Genomic DNA, 17080 nt, shown 5'->3' with positions numbered 1-17080 from the left:
GTTTCTCCTCTGGCCCATCTGGCTCACCACCGTCCAAGCCGCACGATGCGACCCTTCCAGGTTCGGCGCCCACCCCCCATCCCGCAACGCGCGCCACCGGGGCCACAATCCAGCCCCGCCGGTGTTTGAGGCACGGGGTCCGGGGCGGAGCCCCGGCGGCGGAGCCGCAGCCGCGACGCCCCCGGCAGCGGTCAGCGTCGGGGCGACGGGGCGGCAGCCCCGGGAATCGGGGCCGGGGCAGGGGCCGGGGGCGAGGCCGGGGTCGGGACCGGGGTCGGGACCGGGGCCGGGGCCGGGGCGGCGGCAGTCACCGGTCCCGGGATCACCAGCAGCATCCCGATCCCGATGACCTCCGGCCGCGCCCCGACCACCGCCCGGTTCGCCGCGTACAGCGCCTGCCAGCCGCCCGCCACCCGGTACCGGCGGGCGATCCCGTACAGGGTGTCCCCGGCCCGCACCGTGTACATCCGGCCCGCCAACCCGTACCGCTTCGAGCAGACCGGCCACGCGTCCCAGCCCTGCCGGGCGAGGACGTCCTGCGCGACCCGGATCTGCTGCCCGCGGCTCGCGAGGTCGGCCCGTTTCGCGAACGCCAGCCCGCCGTACTCCTCCCACGTCGGCTGCCAGAACTGCAACCCGCCGTAGAAGCCGTTGCCGGTGTTGACCGCCCAGCGGCCGCTGCTCTCGCAGTCGGCCACGCAGTCCCAGGGCCATTCCCCGCCCGGCCCGCAGTCACCGGGCCCCTTCCCGATCAGCCCGGGCGACCCGGGGTGCGCGACTCCCGCGGGCCCGGGAGCGGGCGGTGGCGGAGCCGCTGCCGCCGCGCCGGAGGGGAGTACGAGCGCCAGCACGGCGGCAGCGGTGACGGTGACGGTGACGGCGGCGCCGATGGCGCCCGGCCGGATCCCGAGGTTGGGCATCGCGTCACGCTACGCGCGGCCCCGTCGCCCTCCCGGCCCGCCGCGCCGCGCGCCCCCGCGGCCCACCCGGTCGGCCGACCGCACCGGCTCCCCCAAACGACCATCTCCGCGCACCAACTGCGCACAACCAGAAAAGGGTTGGCATCAAAACAAAGCCCCGGTCGGACGGTTCACTCTTCCGGGGGCCCGGTTCGATTCCGTTCCCTCCAATGGCGTGACCCCGGCCGCCGATCCCCCGTTGAGCCCGGCGAGCCGGGATCCGCCCGGCCCGCACCTATGCCGAGGAGCCACCCCGTGCCGCGCATGCTCGACGTCAGTGATGAGGTACGTGCCGAGATCGGTGACGAAGAAGCCGAGAGGCTGCTCGTCGGCGACGACGCGCCGCGCAGTTACGACTGCACCTCCTGCCGCACCCCCGGCGACCCCGAGAGCGACCGCACCAGCACGGTGCTGTTCGTCGGCGAGGAGACCGCCGTCCTCGCCTTCGCCCACGCCACCTGCATCCCCTCGCAGGTCGTCACGGTGTCCGAGGAGCAGCTGCAGGGCGCCGTCCGCAGCATCACCGGCGACAGCCCGGCCCCCGCCGCGCCCGTCCTGCCGCTCCCCGGTGACGGCCCGCAGAACGTGCCCGGCGGTCAGGCCGTCCTCGGCATCACCAGCGGCCTGATCCTGATCGGGGGCGAGCTGCACCCCGCCCTGGTCGTCGAGCCGACCGCGCCGATCGCCCGCCCCGGCACCACCGGCCCCGGGGACGACTTCCTGCCGCTCCTCATCGAGCAGGGCTTCATCCCGGTCACGGACACCGCGGAGCTCCCCACCGCCCTCGGCGGCTGGTCGGTGCTGCTCGCGGGCGGGCAGCTGCACGCCGTGCTGCAGCCGGGCGCCGACGGCGGCCAGGTCGCCTGGTGGCAGGCGCACCAGGCCCTGTCGGTCACCGACGGCTGGCGGACCGCCGTCAACAAGACCCAGCGCGTGCTCATCTACGCCGCGCCGGTCGGCTCCATCGGCCAGCAGCCCCGCGAGGACCTGCTGCGCGACGCCCTGGACAAGGCCGCCGCCGCGGGCAAGCTCGTGGCCGCCTCCATGCCCCTCGCGGGCACCCCGGGGGCCTGACTCCCACCGGCCCTCGAACGGCCGCCGGCCCCCTCCACCCCGGGGGCCCGGCGGTGTGCGCCGGGGGTGCGCGGTCCGTCCCGCGCACCCCCGGCCTCTTGCGTTTTCGCCCCGTTCACCCCGCATCCGCAGGGCACCGCGTTCGTTGGCTGGTACGTGCACTCATACGACTCCTCCCGCGTCCCCGCCCGTACGAGCACCGTCTCGCACACCCCGATCTACGACACGCTGTACTCGGAGTACCTGCGCGCCTTCCGGGCCCTGCCCGGCGACCGCACGGGCGAGGAGGACCTCGGGTTCACGGCGTTCTCGTACGGGGGCGGCCACACCGGCGGCAGCTCGTACGGCAGCGGCTGGAACGGTTCCGCATGGCAGCGCGTCGACGACTGGCAGCCCTCCTACGCCCCGCAGCCGGCCGCCTACTCCTACGCGGGCACGGTTTCCGAGCCCGCCCCCGCATACAGCGGCGGGCGCCAGCACCAGACCGGGATGACGCACATCCCGGCGGCACTGCCGCCCGCTCCGCGCCGGGGCTACTGACCCCGGGACCGCCGTTCCCGCCCCGTACTACTTCTTCTTCTTGTACTGGGCGCCGCGCTTCTCGCGCACGCGCACCGAGATGTGGAGCGGGGTGCCCTCGAAGCCGAACTCCTCGCGCAGCCGGCGCTCGATGAAGCGCCGGTAGCCGTGCTCCAGGAAGCCGGACGCGAAGAGGACGAACCGCGGCGGCTTGCTGCCGGCCTGGGTACCGAACAGGATGCGGGGCTGCTTGCCGCCGCGGATCGGGTGCGGGTGGGCGGCGACGACCTCACCGAGGAAGGCGTTCAGCCGACCGGTGGGGATGCGCGTCTCCCAGCCCGCGAGGGCGGTCTCGATCGCCGGGACCAGCTTCTCCATGTGGCGGCCGGTGAGCGCCGAGACGTTCACCCGGGGCGCCCACGAGACCTGCTGCATCTCGGTCTCGATCTCGCGCTCGAGGTAGTAGCGGCGCTCCTCGTCGAGCTCGTCCCACTTGTTGTAGGCGATCACGATGGCGCGGCCGGCCTCGACGGCCATGGTGATGATGCGCTGGTCCTGGACGCTGATCTGCTCGGTCGTGTCGATCAGGATGACCGCGACCTCCGCCTTCTCCACGGCCGCGGCCGTGCGCAGGGACGCGTAGTAGTCGGCGCCCTGCTGGAGGTGGACCTTCTTGCGGATGCCGGCGGTGTCGACGAACTTCCAGGTGACGCCACCGAGCTCGATCAGCTCGTCGACCGGGTCGCGGGTGGTGCCGGCCAGCTCGTTGACGACGACCCGCTCCTCCTTCGCGACCTTGTTGAGCAGCGAGGACTTGCCCACGTTCGGGCGGCCGATCAGCGCGATGCGGCGCGGGCCGCCGATGCCGGTGCCGGCGCCGAAGGTCTGCTCGGGGGCCTCCGGCAGGGCCTCCAGGACGGCGTCCAGCATGTCGCCGGTGCCGCGGCCGTGCAGCGAGGAGACCGGGTGCGGCATGCCGAGGCCCAGGGACCACAGGGAGGCCGCGTCGGACTCGCCGCTCTGGCCGTCGACCTTGTTGGCGCACAGCACGACGGGCTTCTTCGACTTGCGCAGCAGGCGTACGACGGCCTCGTCGGTGTCGGTGGCGCCGACCTTGGCGTCGACGACGAAGACCACGGCGTCGGCGGTCTCGATGGCGTACTCCGCCTGGGCTGCGACGGAGGCGTCGATGCCGAGGACGTCCTGCTCCCAGCCGCCGGTGTCGACGACCTTGAAGCGGCGGCCCGCCCACTCGGCCTCGTACGTGACGCGGTCGCGGGTGACGCCGGGCTTGTCCTCGACGACCGCCTCGCGGCGGCCGATGATGCGGTTCACCAGGGTCGACTTGCCGACGTTCGGCCGGCCGACGACGGCGAGGACGGGGAGGGGGCCGGCAGCGGCCTCCTCCAGGGCGCCTTCGACGTCCTCGATGTCGAAGCCCTCTTCCGCGGCGAGCTCCATGAACTCCGCGTACTCGGCATCGCCAAGTGCTCCGTGGTCGTGCTGGTCGTTCATGAAGTCCGTTCCTCGTCGTTCGTGGTGATCGGTGGCAGCCGCGCAGCGCGGTTCCACTACTGGGTCAAGTCTCGCTCAGCGCCCGGTGAGGCGCTTGGCGTCGGCCAGGTGGGCGGTCAGCCGGTCCTGGATGCGTACGGTGGCCTGGTCCAGCGCGGTACGGGTACGGCGGCCACTGCCGTCCCCGGCGTCGAAGGCCGAGCCGAAGACGACGTCGACCCGGCTCTTGAGGGCGGGCAGCCCCTTGACGAGCCGCCCCGGGGTGTCGCCGCTGCCCAGCACGGCCACCGGCACGATGGGCGCGCCGCTGCGGACCGCGAAGTAGGCGAGCCCGGCGCGCAGCGAGGCGAAGTCGCCTTCGCCCCGGGTGCCCTCGGGGAAGATCCCCAGGGCGCCGCCGTTGTCGAGCACGCCGAGGGCGCGGCCTATGGCCGTCCGGTCGGGGCCGCTGCGGTCGACCTTGACCTGCCCGATCCCTTCGAGGAAGGGGCCGAGCGGGCCGACGTACGCTTCCTTCTTGATCAGGAAGTGCAGGGGTCGCGGAGCGGTGCCCATGACCATGGGGCCGTCGATGTTGTGCGAGTGGTTCACGGCGAGGATGACGGGGCCCGAGGCGGGCACCTTCCAGGCGCCGAGCACGCGGGGCTTCCACAGCCCGTACATGAGCCCGATGCCGATGCGCCTGCCGACCGCCGCACCCTTGAGGGAGGGCGTACCGCTCACTTGCGGCCCGCCCGCTTCTCCTCCACCAGGGTCACGACGCATTCGATCACCTGGTCGAGGGTGAGCTCGGTGGTGTCGACCTCGACGGCGTCGTCGGCCTTGGCGAGGGGGGAGGTCTTGCGGCCGGAGTCCGCGGCGTCGCGCTTGATCAGCGCCGCCTTGGTGGCCGCGAGGTCGGCGGCCTCCTTGCCGCGCAGCTCGCCGCTGCGGCGGGCCGCGCGGGCCTCCGGGGAAGCGGTGAGGAAGATCTTCAGGTCGGCGTCGGGCAGCACGGTGGTGCCGATGTCCCGGCCCTCGACGACGATCCCGTCGGCCTCCTGGGCCGCCTCGGCGGCGATGGAGCGCTGGAGCTCGGTGATCAGGGTGCGCACCTCGGGGACGGCGCTGACGGCGCTGACCTTGGAGGTGACCTCCTGGGTGCGGATGGGACCGGAGGCGTCGAGGCCGTCCACGGTGATGGTGGGCGCGGCCGGGTCCGTACCGGAGACGATGGCCGGCTTGCCGGCGGCGAGGGCGATCGCCTCCGCGTCCTCGGTGTCCACGCCGTTGGTGATCATCCACCAGGTGATGGCCCGGTACTGGGCACCGGTGTCCAGGTAGCGCAGGCCGAGCTTGGCGGCCACGGCCTTGGAGGTGCTGGACTTGCCCGTGCCGGAGGGACCGTCGATGGCGACGATCACGGCTGCCGGAGCTGCGGTTTCCACGGTGCGGGCACCTTCCTGGTTAGCGCGTAGACATACGGGCGCGCAAAAACGCCCCTGCTCCAGGTTACCGGGCCCGGGAACCCCCCGATCCCGACCGCCGAATCCGGCCCGCCCAGCCCGCTCCGCCCGGGCCGCCCCGCTCCAGCCCCACGGCCCGTTCCAGCCCCACCGGCCCGTTCCGGCTCCACCGGCGTTTGAGGCGCGGGGGCCGGGGGGCAGCGCCCCCGGCAACGGCGCCGCACCCGATCCGCCCGCCGCCCCGTGGGGACCGCGCACCCGGCCCGCCCGCCCGAGGGGCTACTGCTGCCGCAGCGCCCAGCCCCGCTCGCGGAGCTCGGCCGTCAGGCCGGCCACCGCCCGCGGCTCCACCATCAGCTGCACGAGACCCGCCTGCTGCCCCGTCGCGTGCTCGATCCGCACGTCCTCGATGTTGACCCCGGCCCGCCCGGCGTCGGCGAAGATCCGCGCCAGCTCGCCCGGCTGGTCGGAGATGAGCACGGCCACCGTCTCGTAGACCGTCGGCGCCGCGCCGTGCTTGCCCGGCACCCGCACCCGCCCCGCGTTCCCGCGCCGCAGCACGTCCTCGATCCCGGCGGCGCCGCCCCGCCGCTTCTCCTCGTCGCCCGACTGCAGGCCCCGCAGCGCCTCGACGGTCTCCTCCAGGTCGGCCGCGATCCCGGCCAGGACGTCCGCCACCGGCCCCGGGTTCGCCGACAGGATCTCCACCCACATCCGGGGGTCGGAGGCCGCGATCCGCGTCACGTCCCTTATCCCCTGCCCGCACAGCCGGACGGCCGTCTCGTCGGCCTCCTCCAGCCGGGCCGCGACCATGCTCGACACCAGCTGCGGGGTGTGGGAGACCAGCGCCACCGCCCGGTCGTGGGCGTCCGCGTCCATCACGATCGGGACGGCCCGGCACAGGGCCACCAGTTCGAGGGCGAGGTTCAGCACCTCGTGCTCCGTGTCCCGGGTCGGGGTCAGCACCCAGGGGCGACCCTCGAACAGGTCCGCCGAGCCCGCGAGCGGCCCCGACCGCTCCTTGCCGGCCATCGGGTGCGTGCCGATGTAGGCGGTGAGGTCCACGCCGAGCTCCGCGAGCTCCCGCCGCGGCCCGCCCTTGACGCTGGCCACGTCCACGTACGCCCGCGCCACGCCGCGCCCGATCACGTCCGCCAGGGTCGACGCCACGTGGGCCGGCGGTACGGCGACGATGGCGAGGTCGACCTGGCCGTCGAAGGGCTCGTCGGTGCCGGCCCCGAGGGCCGCCGCCGTACGGGCCTGGGCCGGGTCGTGGTCGACGAGGTGGACGGTGATGCCCCGGCCCGACAGGGCGAGTGCTGCGGAGGTGCCGATCAGTCCGGTTCCGATGACGACGGCGGTTCTCACGGGGCGCTCCAAGGGGTGCGTAAGGGATCGAGGACTCTGCGTGGCCAGGGTAGCCAGAGAGGACAGCGCGAGGGCCCGGCCGCCCATCCCGTGGGACGGGGCCGCCGGGCCCGCGTGCGGAACCTGTCGTACCGGTGGTCGGATGGGGTCGGAGGGGTCAGAGGGCCTGTGCCTTGATGATGTCCTCCAGCGATCCGGACGGCATCCGACCGCTCGGCGTCAGCCTGTCGACCGCCTGCGGCAGGGCCTGTGCGATCTCGTCGGCGGCCTGGTCCGGGCTGACGCCGGCCTCCTGGGCGACCTTCCGCAGCGTGTCGTCCGGCAGCGCCTCCCTGACCTGGGCGCCACTGACGGGCTGGTTGTCCCCCGTGCCGATCCAGGACTGCGCCTGCTCCGCGAGGCCGGACTTGGTCAGCATGTCCAGGAGCCCGCCGAGCGGGTTGCCGTTCCCGCCGGCTTGCGCACCGCCACCGGCGCCGCCGCCCATGAGCGCGCCGAGAAGAGAGCCGAGGATGTTGCCACCCCCACCGCTCTGACCGCCGCCGCTGCCGCCGGACCCGCCGAGAAGGGAGCCGAGGTCGTTACCCGCCATGGTGCTGCCTTTCGAAGAGGGACCGGGCCGCGCGGACGGCGTCGTACCCGGCTTCGGGACACGGCCAATCTCACCGACGGCGGGTCGTGCCGCCACCCGGCACACGGCTCCCCCGCCGCTGGGGTAGAACGATCGGCATGATCTTCCACATCGTCCCGCTCGCCGACTGGACCGCCGCGCCCGACCTTCCGTACGCCCCGCCCTCGCTCGACTCCGAGGGTTTCGTGCACTGTTCCGCGGACCGGGCCACCGCCCTCGCGATCGTCGAGGCGTACTACCGGGAGCTGCCGGGGACCCTGCTCGCGGTGGAGCTCGACGAGGCCGCCCTGACGGCGGAGGTCCGCCGGGAGGGTGACTCGGGCGGCCGCTACCCGCACGTCTTCGGTCCGCTGAACCGGGAAGCCGTGGGGCGCGTGTGGGAGGTGGTACGCACACCAGGCAGCCCTGCCTCACTGGCCCCGTGGGAGCCGACCGACCGTTGAGACGGCGCGGCGGGCTTCACCTACGGGCCGGCACAGGCCAGGATGCTGCTCGCCGACTGCAGACAGCTGAGGAGACACCCATGAGCGACCCCACGAGCACCGCCCGCCGCACCGTCCTGGCGGTGGGAGCGGCCGCCCTCGCGGGCGGCACCCTCGCCGCGTGCGGCGGCACCGGTGAGAAGGAGCAGCCCCAGAGCGAATCGGGCAGTGCTGCCACCCCCTCCTCGGGCGGGTCCGCCTCCGCGCCGGCCGCGGGCGGCAAGGCCATCGCCAAGGCGGCGGACGTGCCGGTGGGCGGCGGCACGATCCTCAAGGAGGAGAAGCTGGTGGTCACCCAGCCCACCGCCGGGTCCTTCCGCTGCTTCAGCGCGGTCTGCACGCACCAGGGCTGCCTGGTCAACAAGGTGGAGAACGGCACCATCGACTGCCCCTGCCACGGCAGCAAGTTCCAGGTCGCGGACGGTGCGGTGGCCCACGGCCCGGCCACCAAGCCGCTGCCCGAGAAGAAGATCGCCGTGGCTCCGGACGGGAACATCTCGCTCGCGTAGCGCGGGCCCCGGCGCCTAATCTCCCCTGATGGACGATCTGACGCTGGTACGGGACCACACGGTCTACCGGTGCGTGATGGGGTCCCGGGCGTTCGGGCTGGCGACGGAGGCGAGCGACACCGACCGACGCGGTGTCTACCTCGCCCCGACGCCGCTGTTCTGGCGGTTCGAGAAGCCCCCGACGCACGTGGAGGGCCCTCGGGACGAGGAGTTCTCCTGGGAGTTGGAGCGCTTCTGCGAGCTCGCGCTCCGCGCCAACCCGAACATCCTGGAGTGCCTCCACTCCCCCCTCGTGGAGGAGACCAGCCCGGTCGGAGAGGAGCTCCTCTCCCTGCGCGGGGCGTTCCTCTCCCGCCGGGCCCACACCAGCTTCAGCCGGTACGCGGCTTCCCAGCGCGGCAAACTCCTCGCGGACGTCCGCGTCCACGGCGCCCCGCGCTGGAAGCACGCCATGCACCTGCTGCGGCTGCTCCTGTCCTGCCGGGACCTGCTGCGCACGGGCCGGCTGACCATCGACGCGGGCCCCTACCGCGAGCGCCTGCTCGCCGTCCGCCGCGGCGAGGCCTCCTGGGAGGAGGTCGACGCCTGGATGGCGCGGCTCCAGGAGGAGACCGAGGCGGCCCTCTCCTCGACGCCGCTGCCCGAGGAACCGGACCTGGCCCGTGTCGAGGACTTCCTCCTGCGCACGCGCCGCGCGGCGGTCCCGTAGCCCCTCTCGGCGTCAGCCGAGCGGCGTCCGGCGCCGTACGACGAGCTCGTCGAGCGCGTCGTACGCGGAGGCCTGCTCCGGCAGCGCCGACGCGCTCTGCGCCGCGTCCAACACCGCGTGCAGCGCCTCGAAGTCACCGCGCACCCGGACGGGGTCCGGCCCCTCGTAGCCCCCGTGCTCGGCGGCCACCTTGGCCTCGATCAGGGCCCCGAGGTACGCGGGCGCCTCGGCCACCTCGCCGAGCAGGGTCGGCAGGTGCGCCTGGACCTCGCCCGACCGCATCAGGTGGATGCCGGTGAGCAGGGCCCGGAACGCGTAGAGCACCGGCTTGAGTTCGCGGGCCTTGTCGAAGAGCCGCCACTGGGTGTTCGCGAAGCCCCGGTAGTGGTGGGCGTGGTGGGAGGTCAGGACGCCCGGGGCCAGCGCGATCAGCTCCTCGTGCGTCGGCGTCGTGTGGACGACGAGCGGGGACAGGAGCTGCTCCAGGACGTAGCCGTTGCGGTTCAGCATCAGCCGGACGAACTTGCGCAGGTCGTGCGTGACCAGGTCCATCTCCACGTCGTCCCGGTCCCACATGCGGGTGCGGGTCTCCTCCGGTTCGCGCAGCCCGAGGAGGGCGGCCGGCGGCAGCAGGTGCGCGCCGCGCAGGTCGACGTCGGAGTCCCGGGAGGGGAATCCGTACAGGTGGGCGCCCGAGACCGTGGCGAAGAGCAGCGGGTCGGGCTGCTCAGCCACGACGGGGGCGAGGTCGAGACTCAGTGCGTCCAGCATGGATCAAGCATCCCAGAGGGTTCCGAAGGCCAGGAGTTCGTCCCGGTATTCGATGCGGCCCTCCCAGTCGCGGGGCCAGACGTCCGCGCCGAGGTGGGCTCCGGCGAAGGCTCCGGCGAGGCAGGCGAGGGAGTCCGAGTCGCCCTTGGTGCAGGCCGCGCGGCGCAGGGCCAGGATCGGCTCGTCGGGGAAGAGCAGGAAGCACTGGAGGGCGGTCGCGAGGGCCTCCTCCGCGATCCAGCCGTCGCCGGTGGTCAGGCAGGGGTCCGTCTCCGGGGACGGGGTGCGCAGGGCCGCCGCCAGCCGGTCCAGGACCCCCAGGCACTCGTCCCAGCCGCGCGCGATGAAGGACTCCGGCGTGGCGTCGGAGGCGGTCCGCATCCACAGGTCGCCGAGCCAGCGCTCGTGGTAGCGGGTGCGGTTCTCCAGGGCGTACGAGCGCAGCAGCCCGATCAGACCCGTCACCTCGGTGCCCTGCGCCAGGAGGTGGACGGCGCGGGCCGTCAGGTCGGAGGCGGCGAGGGCGGTGGGGTGGCCGTGGGTGAGGGCCGACTGAAGCTGGGCCGCGCCCGCGCGCTCCTCGTCCGTCCAGCCGGGGACCAGGCCGACGGGCACCACGCGCATGTTCGCGCCGCAGCCCTTGGAGCCGATCTGACTGGCGTCCCGCCAGTCCCGCGAAGGGTCGTTCAGCAGGCCGCAGGCCACCAGGCAGGTGCGGCCGGGGGCACGGTTGTTCTCCGGGGAGTGGTACCAGTCGACGAACTCCTCGCGGACCGGGCGGGCGAGGCGCAGCGGGCCGACCCGGCCGCGCTCCTCGGACGTCCGTATGCCGCGTGCCAGGGCGAGGGTCATCTGGGTGTCGTCCGTGACGATCGCCGGGCGGGGCAGCTTCATCTCCCGCCAGGGGCCGGTCTTGGCGAGGATCGACGGGACGTCGTTGAACTCGGTGGGGAATCCGAGGGCGTCCCCCAGGGCCAGCCCGAGCAGGGCGCCGGTCGCGGCTCGTTTCGTCATCGCGTGGTTCCTTCGGGTCGGAGCAGCGGGGGGTGGAGGGCGGTGGCGGGGCCGGCCCGGTGGAGGGCGGCCGGTTTGCCGCGCCCGCCGGTCAGCCGGGCGGCGCCGGGCACGGCTTCGACGAACCCGGGCGTGGCGAGCACCTTGCGGCGGAAGTTGGGGCGGTCGAGGGTGGTGTCCCAGACGGTCTCGTAGACGGCCTGGAGCTCCCCGAGGGTGAATTCGGGCGGGCAGAAGGCGGTGGCCAGGCAGGTGTACTCCAGCTTCGAGCGGATCCGCTCGCGGGCGTCGGCGAGGATCACCGCGTGGTCGAAGGCCAGTTCCGCGGCCTCCCCCACGGGCACCCAGCGGGCCTGCGCCGCGTCGCCGCCGCCCTCCGGCGCCGGCTCGGGCAGGTCCGGGACGAGCGCCGTGAAGGCCACCGAGACCACCCGCATCCGCGGATCGCGGTCCGGCTCGCTGTAGGTGCGCAGCTGTTCCAGGTGCAGGCCGGCCACCAGGGGCTCCGCGAGGCCCGTCTCCTCGGCCAGCTCCCGGCGGGCCGCGGTCTCGGCGGACTCCCGGGGCAGGACGAAGCCGCCGGGCAGCGCCCAGGACCCCTCGTAGGGCTCCTGGCCTCGGCGGATGAGCAGTACGTGCAGGAGCCCGGCCCGTACGGTGAACACCGCGAGGTCGACGGTCACCGCGAACGGCGAGAAGGCGTACGGGTCGTAGCCCGCCGGCGGCGCGCCGCTCATCGGGTCTCCGGCAGCGGGTCGGTGAAGTGCCAACCCTCGGCGAGCAGTTCGTCGACGGCCGCCACCGCGGCCGCAAGCCGTTCCTCGCGGCTGCCCCGCACGACGAGGAAACGCCTGCCGGTGCGCTCCAGTTCCTCGTGGAACCGTCCGGTCATCCAGGGCCGCAGGTGCGGGCCGTCGCGCAGGCCGTCGTCCTCGAAGGGCACGTCCGCGTCGTCGGTCAGGAGGTACAGGTCGCGCCGGGTGAGGGCGGCGATCTTCTCCACCTCCTCGTTGCGTCCGCCGACGTAGCGTTCGTGCCAGATGCCGGTGGCGAAGGAGTCGGTGTCGCAGATCAGCACCGGCGAGCCCAGCCGGGCCGCCCTCTCCTCCTCCGCGTCCTGGCGCCGGGCGATGACCGGGAACTCCTCCGAGGCGAAGGTGATGTCCTCCCAGGTCGCCGCCGGGTCGGCGGCGCGGGCCGCCTCCAGCTTCTCCTCGCTGTACCGGCGCCCGTACTCGGCGACCCAGCCCGTGGCGGACCACACCCCGCCGCGCGCCCGGTAGTGCGCCGCGAGCTCCCGCGACAGGGTCGTCGTGCCGGTGGACTCGGCGCCCAGTACGACGACCCGCCGGGCCAGGGAGGCCCGTACGGCCGGCCCCAGGAAGTCCCAGCAGCCCGCCGGATCGGCGCGTACGGCCGTCCCCGAGACCGGGAAGAGGGTCCGGGCCGGGTCCACGCAGACCTCCTCGGCACCGAACCGCCGCGCGAGCTCGGTCCCGTACTCCTCCGAGGTGAAGACGGCGTCGACGGGCCGGCCGACCGCTTCCCGGAAGATCGCCATGTGCGCCTCCCAGACCGCCGGGTCCGTCAGGTCGACGGGGATGTCGTCGACGGCGCCGACGACGTCCGCGCCGGGGTGTTCCTCGCGCATCCAGGCGACCCGGTCGGCGAGCGGTACGGACTCCACGGAGGCCGCGCAGACGAGCACGGTCAGCCGGTCGCAGCGGTCCTGGGCGGTGCGCACCAGGTGGTGGTGGCCGGCGTGCGGCGGGTAGAACTTGCCGAGCACGAGGCCGTGCGCGTGGCGCCTCATGCCGTCGCTCCCAGGGCCGTGCGGTTCTCCCGTGCGGGGAGGTCCCGCCGCCAGCCGGCCAGGCCGGCCACGCACAGCGCGAGGAAGCCGACGTAGAGGACCGCGGTGAGGTAGAGCCCCTTGTAGGCGTAGAGCGGGATGTACACGAGGTCTGCGGCGATCCACAGCCACCAGGACTCGACGAGCTTGCGGCACTGGCCGTAGGTGGCCGCGAGCGAGAGCCCGGTGGTCAGGGCGTCCCAGAAGGGCACGGTGGAGTCCGTGACCCGGCTCAGCAGGAGCGTGAGGGCGAGGACCCCCACCGCCCCCGCCGCGGCCAGCCAGAGCCATTCGGCGCGCGTGGTGCGGCGCACCGGCAGGGCCTGCGCGGTTCCTGGTCCACCCCCGTGGGTCCAGGACCACCAGCCGTACGCGGCGAGGGCGATGAAGACGACCTGCAACCCGGCGTCGGCGTAGAGGCCGGCCTGGGCGAACAGGACGATGAAGAAGACGTTGTTGGCGATGCCGATGGGCCAGTTGGCGACGTGCTGGCGGGCGACGAGCCAGACGCACAGGGCACCAGTGGCGAATCCGAGTACCTCGGTCCAACTCATGGTCCAGCTCATGACGACCCCTTACTCCTTTTATAGTCAGGTTGACTATAAACAGGGAAGGTGGTCTCGGACAAGGGAAAAGCCCGCGGCGCCGAAGGCACCGCGGGCTTTTCAGGATCTTTCGGAACGGGGCGGGACTACAGACCGACCTCGCGCATCAGCATGCCGACCTCGGTGTTGGTCAGTCGGCGCAGCCAGCCGGACTTCTGGTCGCCGAGCTCGATCGGCCCGAAGGAGGTCCGGACGAGCTTGTCGACCGGGAAGCCGGCCTCCGACAGCATGCGGCGGACGATGTGCTTGCGGCCCTCGTGGAGGGTCACCTCGACCAGGTAGTTCTTGCCGACCTGGTCGACGACGCGGAAGTTGTCGGCCCGGGCCCAGCCGTCCTCCAGCTCGATGCCGTCCTTGAGGCGCTTGCCGATGTCACGCGGCAGGTTGCCGGTGATCGCGGCCACGTACGTCTTCTGCACGCCGTACTTCGGGTGCGTCAGGCGGTGGGCCAGCTCGCCGTGGTTGGTGAGCAGGATGATGCCCTCGGTCTCGGTGTCGAGCCGGCCGACGTGGAAGAGACGCGTCTCACGGTTGGTGACGTAGTCGCCGAGGCACTGGCGGCCGTCCGGGTCCTCCATCGTGGAGACGACACCGGCCGGCTTGTTCAGCGCGAAGAACAGGTACGACTGGGTGGCGACGGTCAGGCCGTCCACCTTGATCTCGTCCTTCGGCTGGACGCGCTTGCCCTGCTCCAGCACGATCTCGCCGTTGACCTCGACGCGGGCCTGCTCGATGAGCTCCTCGCAGGCGCGGCGCGAACCCATGCCGGCGCGGGCGAGGACCTTCTGCAGGCGCTCGCCCTCCTCCTCGGCACCCGGGAAGGTCTTCGGGGTCTTGATCACGGGCTTGTCGGCGTACCGGTCGCGCACGCGCTCCTCGATGCGCGCGTCCAGCTCGCGGGGGCGCGCCTTGCCGCTGCGGCTGCCGGGACCGCTGCGCGGGCCGCCGGCCCCGCCGATGCCGGGGGTCTTGGAACCGGTGCGGGGGCCGCCCTTGGCACCGCCGCGCGCGGCCGCACCACGGGCGCCGCCGCCGCCGGCCTTGGGGCCGCTGCGACCGCTGCGCTCGCCCTCGGGGCCCACGTCGTAGCGGCGCTCCTCGGGGCGGGGGTTGCGGATGCGGGGGGCCGGCTGGTCGCGGTCGCGCGAGTCGGAGCCGCCGCCCTGGTAGCCGCCACCGCCCTGGTAGCCGCCGCGGGAACCGCCCGAGCCGCCACCGCGGTAGCCGCCGGAGGAGCCGCCACGGGACCCGCCGGAGCTCCCGCCGCGGCTGCCACCGCCGGAGCCGCTCCCGCGGAAACCACCGCCGCCGGAGGAGCCGCCGCGGGAGTTGCCGCGCCCGCCTCCGGCGCCGCCGCCGCTGTTCCTGTTGCCGCCACCGTTGCCGTTGCCGCTGCTTCGCATCAAATGTCCGTCGTCTTGTCGTCGTCTTCATCGGTGTCCGGTGCGTCCGGATCGAACGACGGCACACCTTCTTGCGTCTCGGCTTCGATCGCCTCCGCCTCGGGGAGGAAGGGCGCGAGCTCCGGGAGCTCGTCCAGGCCGCGCAGGCCCATCCGCTCCAGAAAGTAGTTCGTCGTCCTGTACAGGATCGCACCTGTTTCGGGTTCCGTGCCCGCCTCCTCCACGAGACCGCGCTGGAGGAGGGTCCGCATGACGCCGTCGCAGTTGACTCCGCGGACCGCCGAGACCCGCGACCGGCTCACCGGCTGGCGGTACGCGACGACCGCGAGGGTCTCCAGGGCCGCCTGGGTGAGCCGGGCCGTCTGACCGTCCAGTACGAAGCCCTCGACGGCCGGCGCGTACTCCGCCCGGCTGTAGAACCGCCACCCGCCGGCCACGAGGCGCAGTTCGAAGCCGCGCCGCGCCGCCGCGTACTCGTCGGCGAGCTCGCGCAGGGCGTCGGCCACCTCGCGCGGGGTGCGCTCCAGCACCTTGGCGAGGTGCGCCTCGGTCGCGGGCTCGTCCACGACCATGAGGACGGCCTCCAGGGCCGGCTTCAGCTCCAGCCCCGCCACGGCACTCGTCTCGCTGCTCAATCCTTCGCCTCCACGATGATCCGGTCGAACTCGTCGGTCACGGCCGGCACGCCGTCGCCGTCCCCGCCGCTCCAGCGCACGGTGAGGGTGTTCAGGGCCTCCTCCTGGTCGAGGACCACCGCCTTCTCCCGGTAGAGCTCCAGGAGGGCCAGGAAGCGGGCGACGACGGTGAGGGTGTCGTCGGTGTCCTCGGTGAGCTCCTGGAAGGTGGCCTCGCCGCGCGCCTTCAGCATCCGCACCACGAGCCCGGCCTGCTCGCGCACGCTGACGAGCGGGGCGTGGATGTGGTCGACGTAGACCTGCGGCCTGGCCTTGGGCTGCATGGCCTTGACCGCGAGCCGGGCGAACCCGTCCGCGCCGATGCCGATGACGACCTCGGGGAGCAGGTCGGCGTGGTGGGCCTCCAGTCCGACGGTCCTGGGGTACCGCTTGCCCTCGGCCTCGGCCCGGTCCTCGAAGATCTCGGCGATCCTCTTGTACGCCCGGTACTGGAGCAGCCGGGCGAAGAGCAGGTCCCGCGCCTCCAGCAGGGCGAGGTCGGCCTCGTCCTCCACCTCGGCGACCGGCAGCAGCCGGGCGGCCTTGAGGTCGAGGAGGGTGGCGGCGACGACGAGGAACTCGGTGGTCTGGTCGAGGTCCCAGTCGGGACCCATGGCCCGGATGTGGGCCATGAACTCGTCGGTGACCCGGGACAGTGCGACCTCGGTGACGTCGAGCTTGTGCCGGGAGATCAACTGGAGCAGCAGATCGAACGGCCCTTCGAAGTTGTCGAGCCGCAACGTGAACCGCCCGTCGCCCGCTGCGGGCTCCCCGGCAAGCTCCCCGGCCCCCGACTCCCGGTCGGCAGCCTCCACGGGAGCCGAACCGTCGGACGGCGCCGCGGCGCGCGCCTCCACGGGGTGGACGGGCTCCTCGACGCGCCCGGCCGGGGCCTCGCCGTCACGGACGTCCGGCCCGCCCCGGGGCACCGAAGGACCCTCTTCACCCGCCGGCGGAGCCTCGTGCCCCTCCGGGGCCTCGGGCGCGCGCTGCGGCTCCGCCGCCCCTGCGGCCGGTGCAGGGCGCTCAGTGCCCCCTTCAGGGGCCTCCTGGCCCCCTCCCGGCACACCGGGCCCCCGGCCCAGCGCACGGCGGGTCGGACGGCCGGGTTCGGCGGGGAGGGGCATCGGGGTCCAGGGGGGGTGCGGGTGAACGACGTACGGCCCGGCGGGGTGCACCCCCGCGGCCACGAGCAGCCTAGTCGGCAACCCGATCCCGCCCCGGCGCCGCGACCCCGGCCACGCCGAGCCCTAGCCGCACTCCGGCCCCACCGGCCCACTCCGGCCCCACCACCCACCCTCCCGGCGGTCACGCCCCCGCTGGGCCCGCCCCCACCCCTGCGGCGGGCACGACCCGGCCCCTCCGGGCGGACACATCCGGCCCCTCCGAGCAGACACGTCCAGCCCTTCCGGGCGCGCACATCCAGCCCCTCCGGGCGGGCACATCCAGCCCCTCCGGCGTTTGAGGAGCGGGTCCGGGCGGGGGCCGGGGGCCCCGGGGGCGGGGGTTGGGGGGGGGGGGGGGCCACCCCCCCCGCCGGCGCGCCCGGA

Annotated in this window: 19 protein-coding genes; 5 read left to right on the top strand and 14 right to left on the bottom strand. The window is 73.8% G+C overall.

The window, feature by feature from the left end; translation table 11 throughout:
* Positions 1-191: 191 nt before the first annotated feature.
* Positions 192-920, bottom strand: a complete 729-nt coding sequence (locus ACFYZL_RS16345) for a transglycosylase family protein (RefSeq protein WP_388679503.1) — start codon at positions 918-920, stop codon at positions 192-194.
* A 294-nt stretch (positions 921-1214) separates the two neighbouring features.
* Between ACFYZL_RS16345 and ACFYZL_RS16340 the strand changes: the two genes are divergently transcribed.
* Positions 1215-2033, top strand: a complete 819-nt coding sequence (locus ACFYZL_RS16340) for a hypothetical protein (RefSeq protein ID WP_384754443.1) — start codon at positions 1215-1217, stop codon at positions 2031-2033.
* Between the two features lie 156 nt (positions 2034-2189).
* Complete coding sequence (locus ACFYZL_RS16335; protein WP_384754446.1) at positions 2190-2573, top strand: hypothetical protein; 384 nt, start codon at positions 2190-2192, stop codon at positions 2571-2573.
* Positions 2574-2600: 27 nt separating this feature from the next.
* Here ACFYZL_RS16335 and der read toward each other — a convergent pair whose 3' ends face one another.
* The 5 genes from der to ACFYZL_RS16310 all read right to left on the bottom strand — a co-directional run bounded on the left by der (position 2601) and on the right by ACFYZL_RS16310 (position 7541).
* A complete protein-coding gene (gene der / locus ACFYZL_RS16330; protein WP_384754449.1) occupies positions 2601-4067 on the bottom strand; it encodes a ribosome biogenesis GTPase Der in 1467 nt (488 codons plus the stop codon).
* A 75-nt stretch (positions 4068-4142) separates the two neighbouring features.
* Positions 4143-4832 carry a lysophospholipid acyltransferase family protein gene (locus ACFYZL_RS16325; protein WP_384594313.1) on the bottom strand — a complete coding sequence of 230 codons (690 nt, stop codon included), beginning with the start codon at positions 4830-4832 and terminating at the stop codon, positions 4143-4145.
* Positions 4787-5494: a (d)CMP kinase gene (gene cmk / locus ACFYZL_RS16320; RefSeq protein ID WP_384754452.1), complete on the bottom strand. Its 708-nt coding sequence runs from the start codon at positions 5492-5494 to the stop codon at positions 4787-4789. The genes ACFYZL_RS16325 and cmk overlap by 46 nt, the downstream gene beginning before the upstream one ends.
* Positions 5495-5791: 297 nt before the next feature.
* The gene (locus tag ACFYZL_RS16315) at positions 5792-6880 is read right to left on the bottom strand and encodes a prephenate dehydrogenase (protein ID WP_384754455.1); all 1089 of its coding nucleotides are present in this window, start codon (positions 6878-6880) and stop codon (positions 5792-5794) included.
* A 157-nt stretch (positions 6881-7037) separates the two neighbouring features.
* Positions 7038-7541, bottom strand: coding sequence for a YidB family protein (locus ACFYZL_RS16310; protein WP_388679700.1), 504 nt, complete (start codon positions 7539-7541; stop codon positions 7038-7040).
* 68 nt (positions 7542-7609) lie between these two features.
* Between ACFYZL_RS16310 and ACFYZL_RS16305 the strand changes: the two genes are divergently transcribed.
* The 3 genes from ACFYZL_RS16305 (at position 7610) to ACFYZL_RS16295 (ending at position 9211) form a co-directional block, all read left to right on the top strand.
* Entirely contained in the window at positions 7610-7954 is a 345-nt protein-coding gene (locus ACFYZL_RS16305; protein ID WP_384754458.1) for a DUF952 domain-containing protein, read from the top strand.
* A gap of 80 nt (positions 7955-8034) precedes the next feature.
* Positions 8035-8502, top strand: coding sequence for a Rieske (2Fe-2S) protein (locus ACFYZL_RS16300; protein ID WP_384754461.1), 468 nt, complete (start codon positions 8035-8037; stop codon positions 8500-8502).
* A 28-nt stretch (positions 8503-8530) separates the two neighbouring features.
* Positions 8531-9211 (top strand): DNA polymerase beta superfamily protein, encoded by a 681-nt coding sequence (locus ACFYZL_RS16295; protein WP_384754465.1) that lies wholly within the window; start codon positions 8531-8533, stop codon positions 9209-9211.
* A gap of 12 nt (positions 9212-9223) precedes the next feature.
* Here the strand turns inward: ACFYZL_RS16295 and ACFYZL_RS16290 are convergent, their stop codons facing one another.
* The 8 genes from ACFYZL_RS16290 to ACFYZL_RS16255 form a co-directional block, all read right to left on the bottom strand.
* Positions 9224-9982, bottom strand: coding sequence for a DNA polymerase beta superfamily protein (locus tag ACFYZL_RS16290; RefSeq protein WP_384754468.1), 759 nt, complete (start codon positions 9980-9982; stop codon positions 9224-9226).
* A gap of 3 nt (positions 9983-9985) precedes the next feature.
* A complete protein-coding gene (locus ACFYZL_RS16285) occupies positions 9986-10996 on the bottom strand; it encodes an ADP-ribosylglycohydrolase family protein (protein WP_384754471.1) in 1011 nt (336 codons plus the stop codon).
* Positions 10993-11733 (bottom strand): NUDIX domain-containing protein, encoded by a 741-nt coding sequence (locus ACFYZL_RS16280; protein WP_384754474.1) that lies wholly within the window; start codon positions 11731-11733, stop codon positions 10993-10995. The genes ACFYZL_RS16285 and ACFYZL_RS16280 overlap by 4 nt, the downstream gene beginning before the upstream one ends.
* Positions 11730-12809 (bottom strand): AAA family ATPase, encoded by a 1080-nt coding sequence (locus tag ACFYZL_RS16275; RefSeq protein ID WP_388679495.1) that lies wholly within the window; start codon positions 12807-12809, stop codon positions 11730-11732. The genes ACFYZL_RS16280 and ACFYZL_RS16275 overlap by 4 nt, the downstream gene beginning before the upstream one ends.
* Entirely contained in the window at positions 12806-13414 is a 609-nt protein-coding gene (gene pnuC / locus ACFYZL_RS16270; RefSeq protein WP_384754482.1) for a nicotinamide riboside transporter PnuC, read from the bottom strand. Before pnuC ends, ACFYZL_RS16275 begins: the two co-directional genes overlap by 4 nt.
* Before the next feature lie 125 nt (positions 13415-13539).
* Positions 13540-14856 carry a pseudouridine synthase gene (locus ACFYZL_RS16265; RefSeq protein ID WP_384754485.1) on the bottom strand — a complete coding sequence of 439 codons (1317 nt, stop codon included), beginning with the start codon at positions 14854-14856 and terminating at the stop codon, positions 13540-13542.
* Entirely contained in the window at positions 14856-15491 is a 636-nt protein-coding gene (scpB, locus tag ACFYZL_RS16260) for an SMC-Scp complex subunit ScpB (protein WP_384754487.1), read from the bottom strand. Before scpB ends, ACFYZL_RS16265 begins: the two co-directional genes overlap by 1 nt.
* Positions 15488-16657: a segregation/condensation protein A gene (locus ACFYZL_RS16255; RefSeq protein ID WP_388679490.1), complete on the bottom strand. Its 1170-nt coding sequence runs from the start codon at positions 16655-16657 to the stop codon at positions 15488-15490. The genes scpB and ACFYZL_RS16255 overlap by 4 nt, the downstream gene beginning before the upstream one ends.
* Between the last annotated feature and the right edge of the window lie 423 nt (positions 16658-17080).

It is taken from the genome of Streptomyces sp. NPDC001717 (assembly GCF_042892775.1).
Lineage (GTDB): Bacteria > Actinomycetota > Actinomycetes > Streptomycetales > Streptomycetaceae > Streptomyces.
The sequence above is the reverse complement of the archived record's forward strand: the minus strand, read 5'-3'. Positions and strand labels throughout refer to the sequence as shown.

Coding starts and splice junctions, on each gene's coding strand:
- ACFYZL_RS16345 (WP_388679503.1), bottom strand. CDS start 920: ATGCCCAACCTCGGGATCCGGCCGGGCGCCATCGGCGCCGCCGTCACC.
- der (WP_384754449.1), bottom strand. CDS start 4,067: ATGAACGACCAGCACGACCACGGAGCACTTGGCGATGCCGAGTACGCG.
- ACFYZL_RS16325 (WP_384594313.1), bottom strand. CDS start 4,832: ATGCGTCGTGACCCTGGTGGAGGAGAAGCGGGCGGGCCGCAAGTGAGC.
- ACFYZL_RS16305 (WP_384754458.1), top strand. CDS start 7,610: ATGATCTTCCACATCGTCCCGCTCGCCGACTGGACCGCCGCGCCCGAC.
- ACFYZL_RS16300 (WP_384754461.1), top strand. CDS start 8,035: ATGAGCGACCCCACGAGCACCGCCCGCCGCACCGTCCTGGCGGTGGGA.
- ACFYZL_RS16295 (WP_384754465.1), top strand. CDS start 8,531: ATGGACGATCTGACGCTGGTACGGGACCACACGGTCTACCGGTGCGTG.
- ACFYZL_RS16290 (WP_384754468.1), bottom strand. CDS start 9,982: ATGCTGGACGCACTGAGTCTCGACCTCGCCCCCGTCGTGGCTGAGCAG.
- ACFYZL_RS16285 (WP_384754471.1), bottom strand. CDS start 10,996: ATGACGAAACGAGCCGCGACCGGCGCCCTGCTCGGGCTGGCCCTGGGG.
- ACFYZL_RS16280 (WP_384754474.1), bottom strand. CDS start 11,733: ATGAGCGGCGCGCCGCCGGCGGGCTACGACCCGTACGCCTTCTCGCCG.
- ACFYZL_RS16275 (WP_388679495.1), bottom strand. CDS start 12,809: ATGAGGCGCCACGCGCACGGCCTCGTGCTCGGCAAGTTCTACCCGCCG.
- pnuC (WP_384754482.1), bottom strand. CDS start 13,414: ATGAGCTGGACCATGAGTTGGACCGAGGTACTCGGATTCGCCACTGGT.
- ACFYZL_RS16265 (WP_384754485.1), bottom strand. CDS start 14,856: ATGCGAAGCAGCGGCAACGGCAACGGTGGCGGCAACAGGAACAGCGGC.
- ACFYZL_RS16255 (WP_388679490.1), bottom strand. CDS start 16,657: ATGCCCCTCCCCGCCGAACCCGGCCGTCCGACCCGCCGTGCGCTGGGC.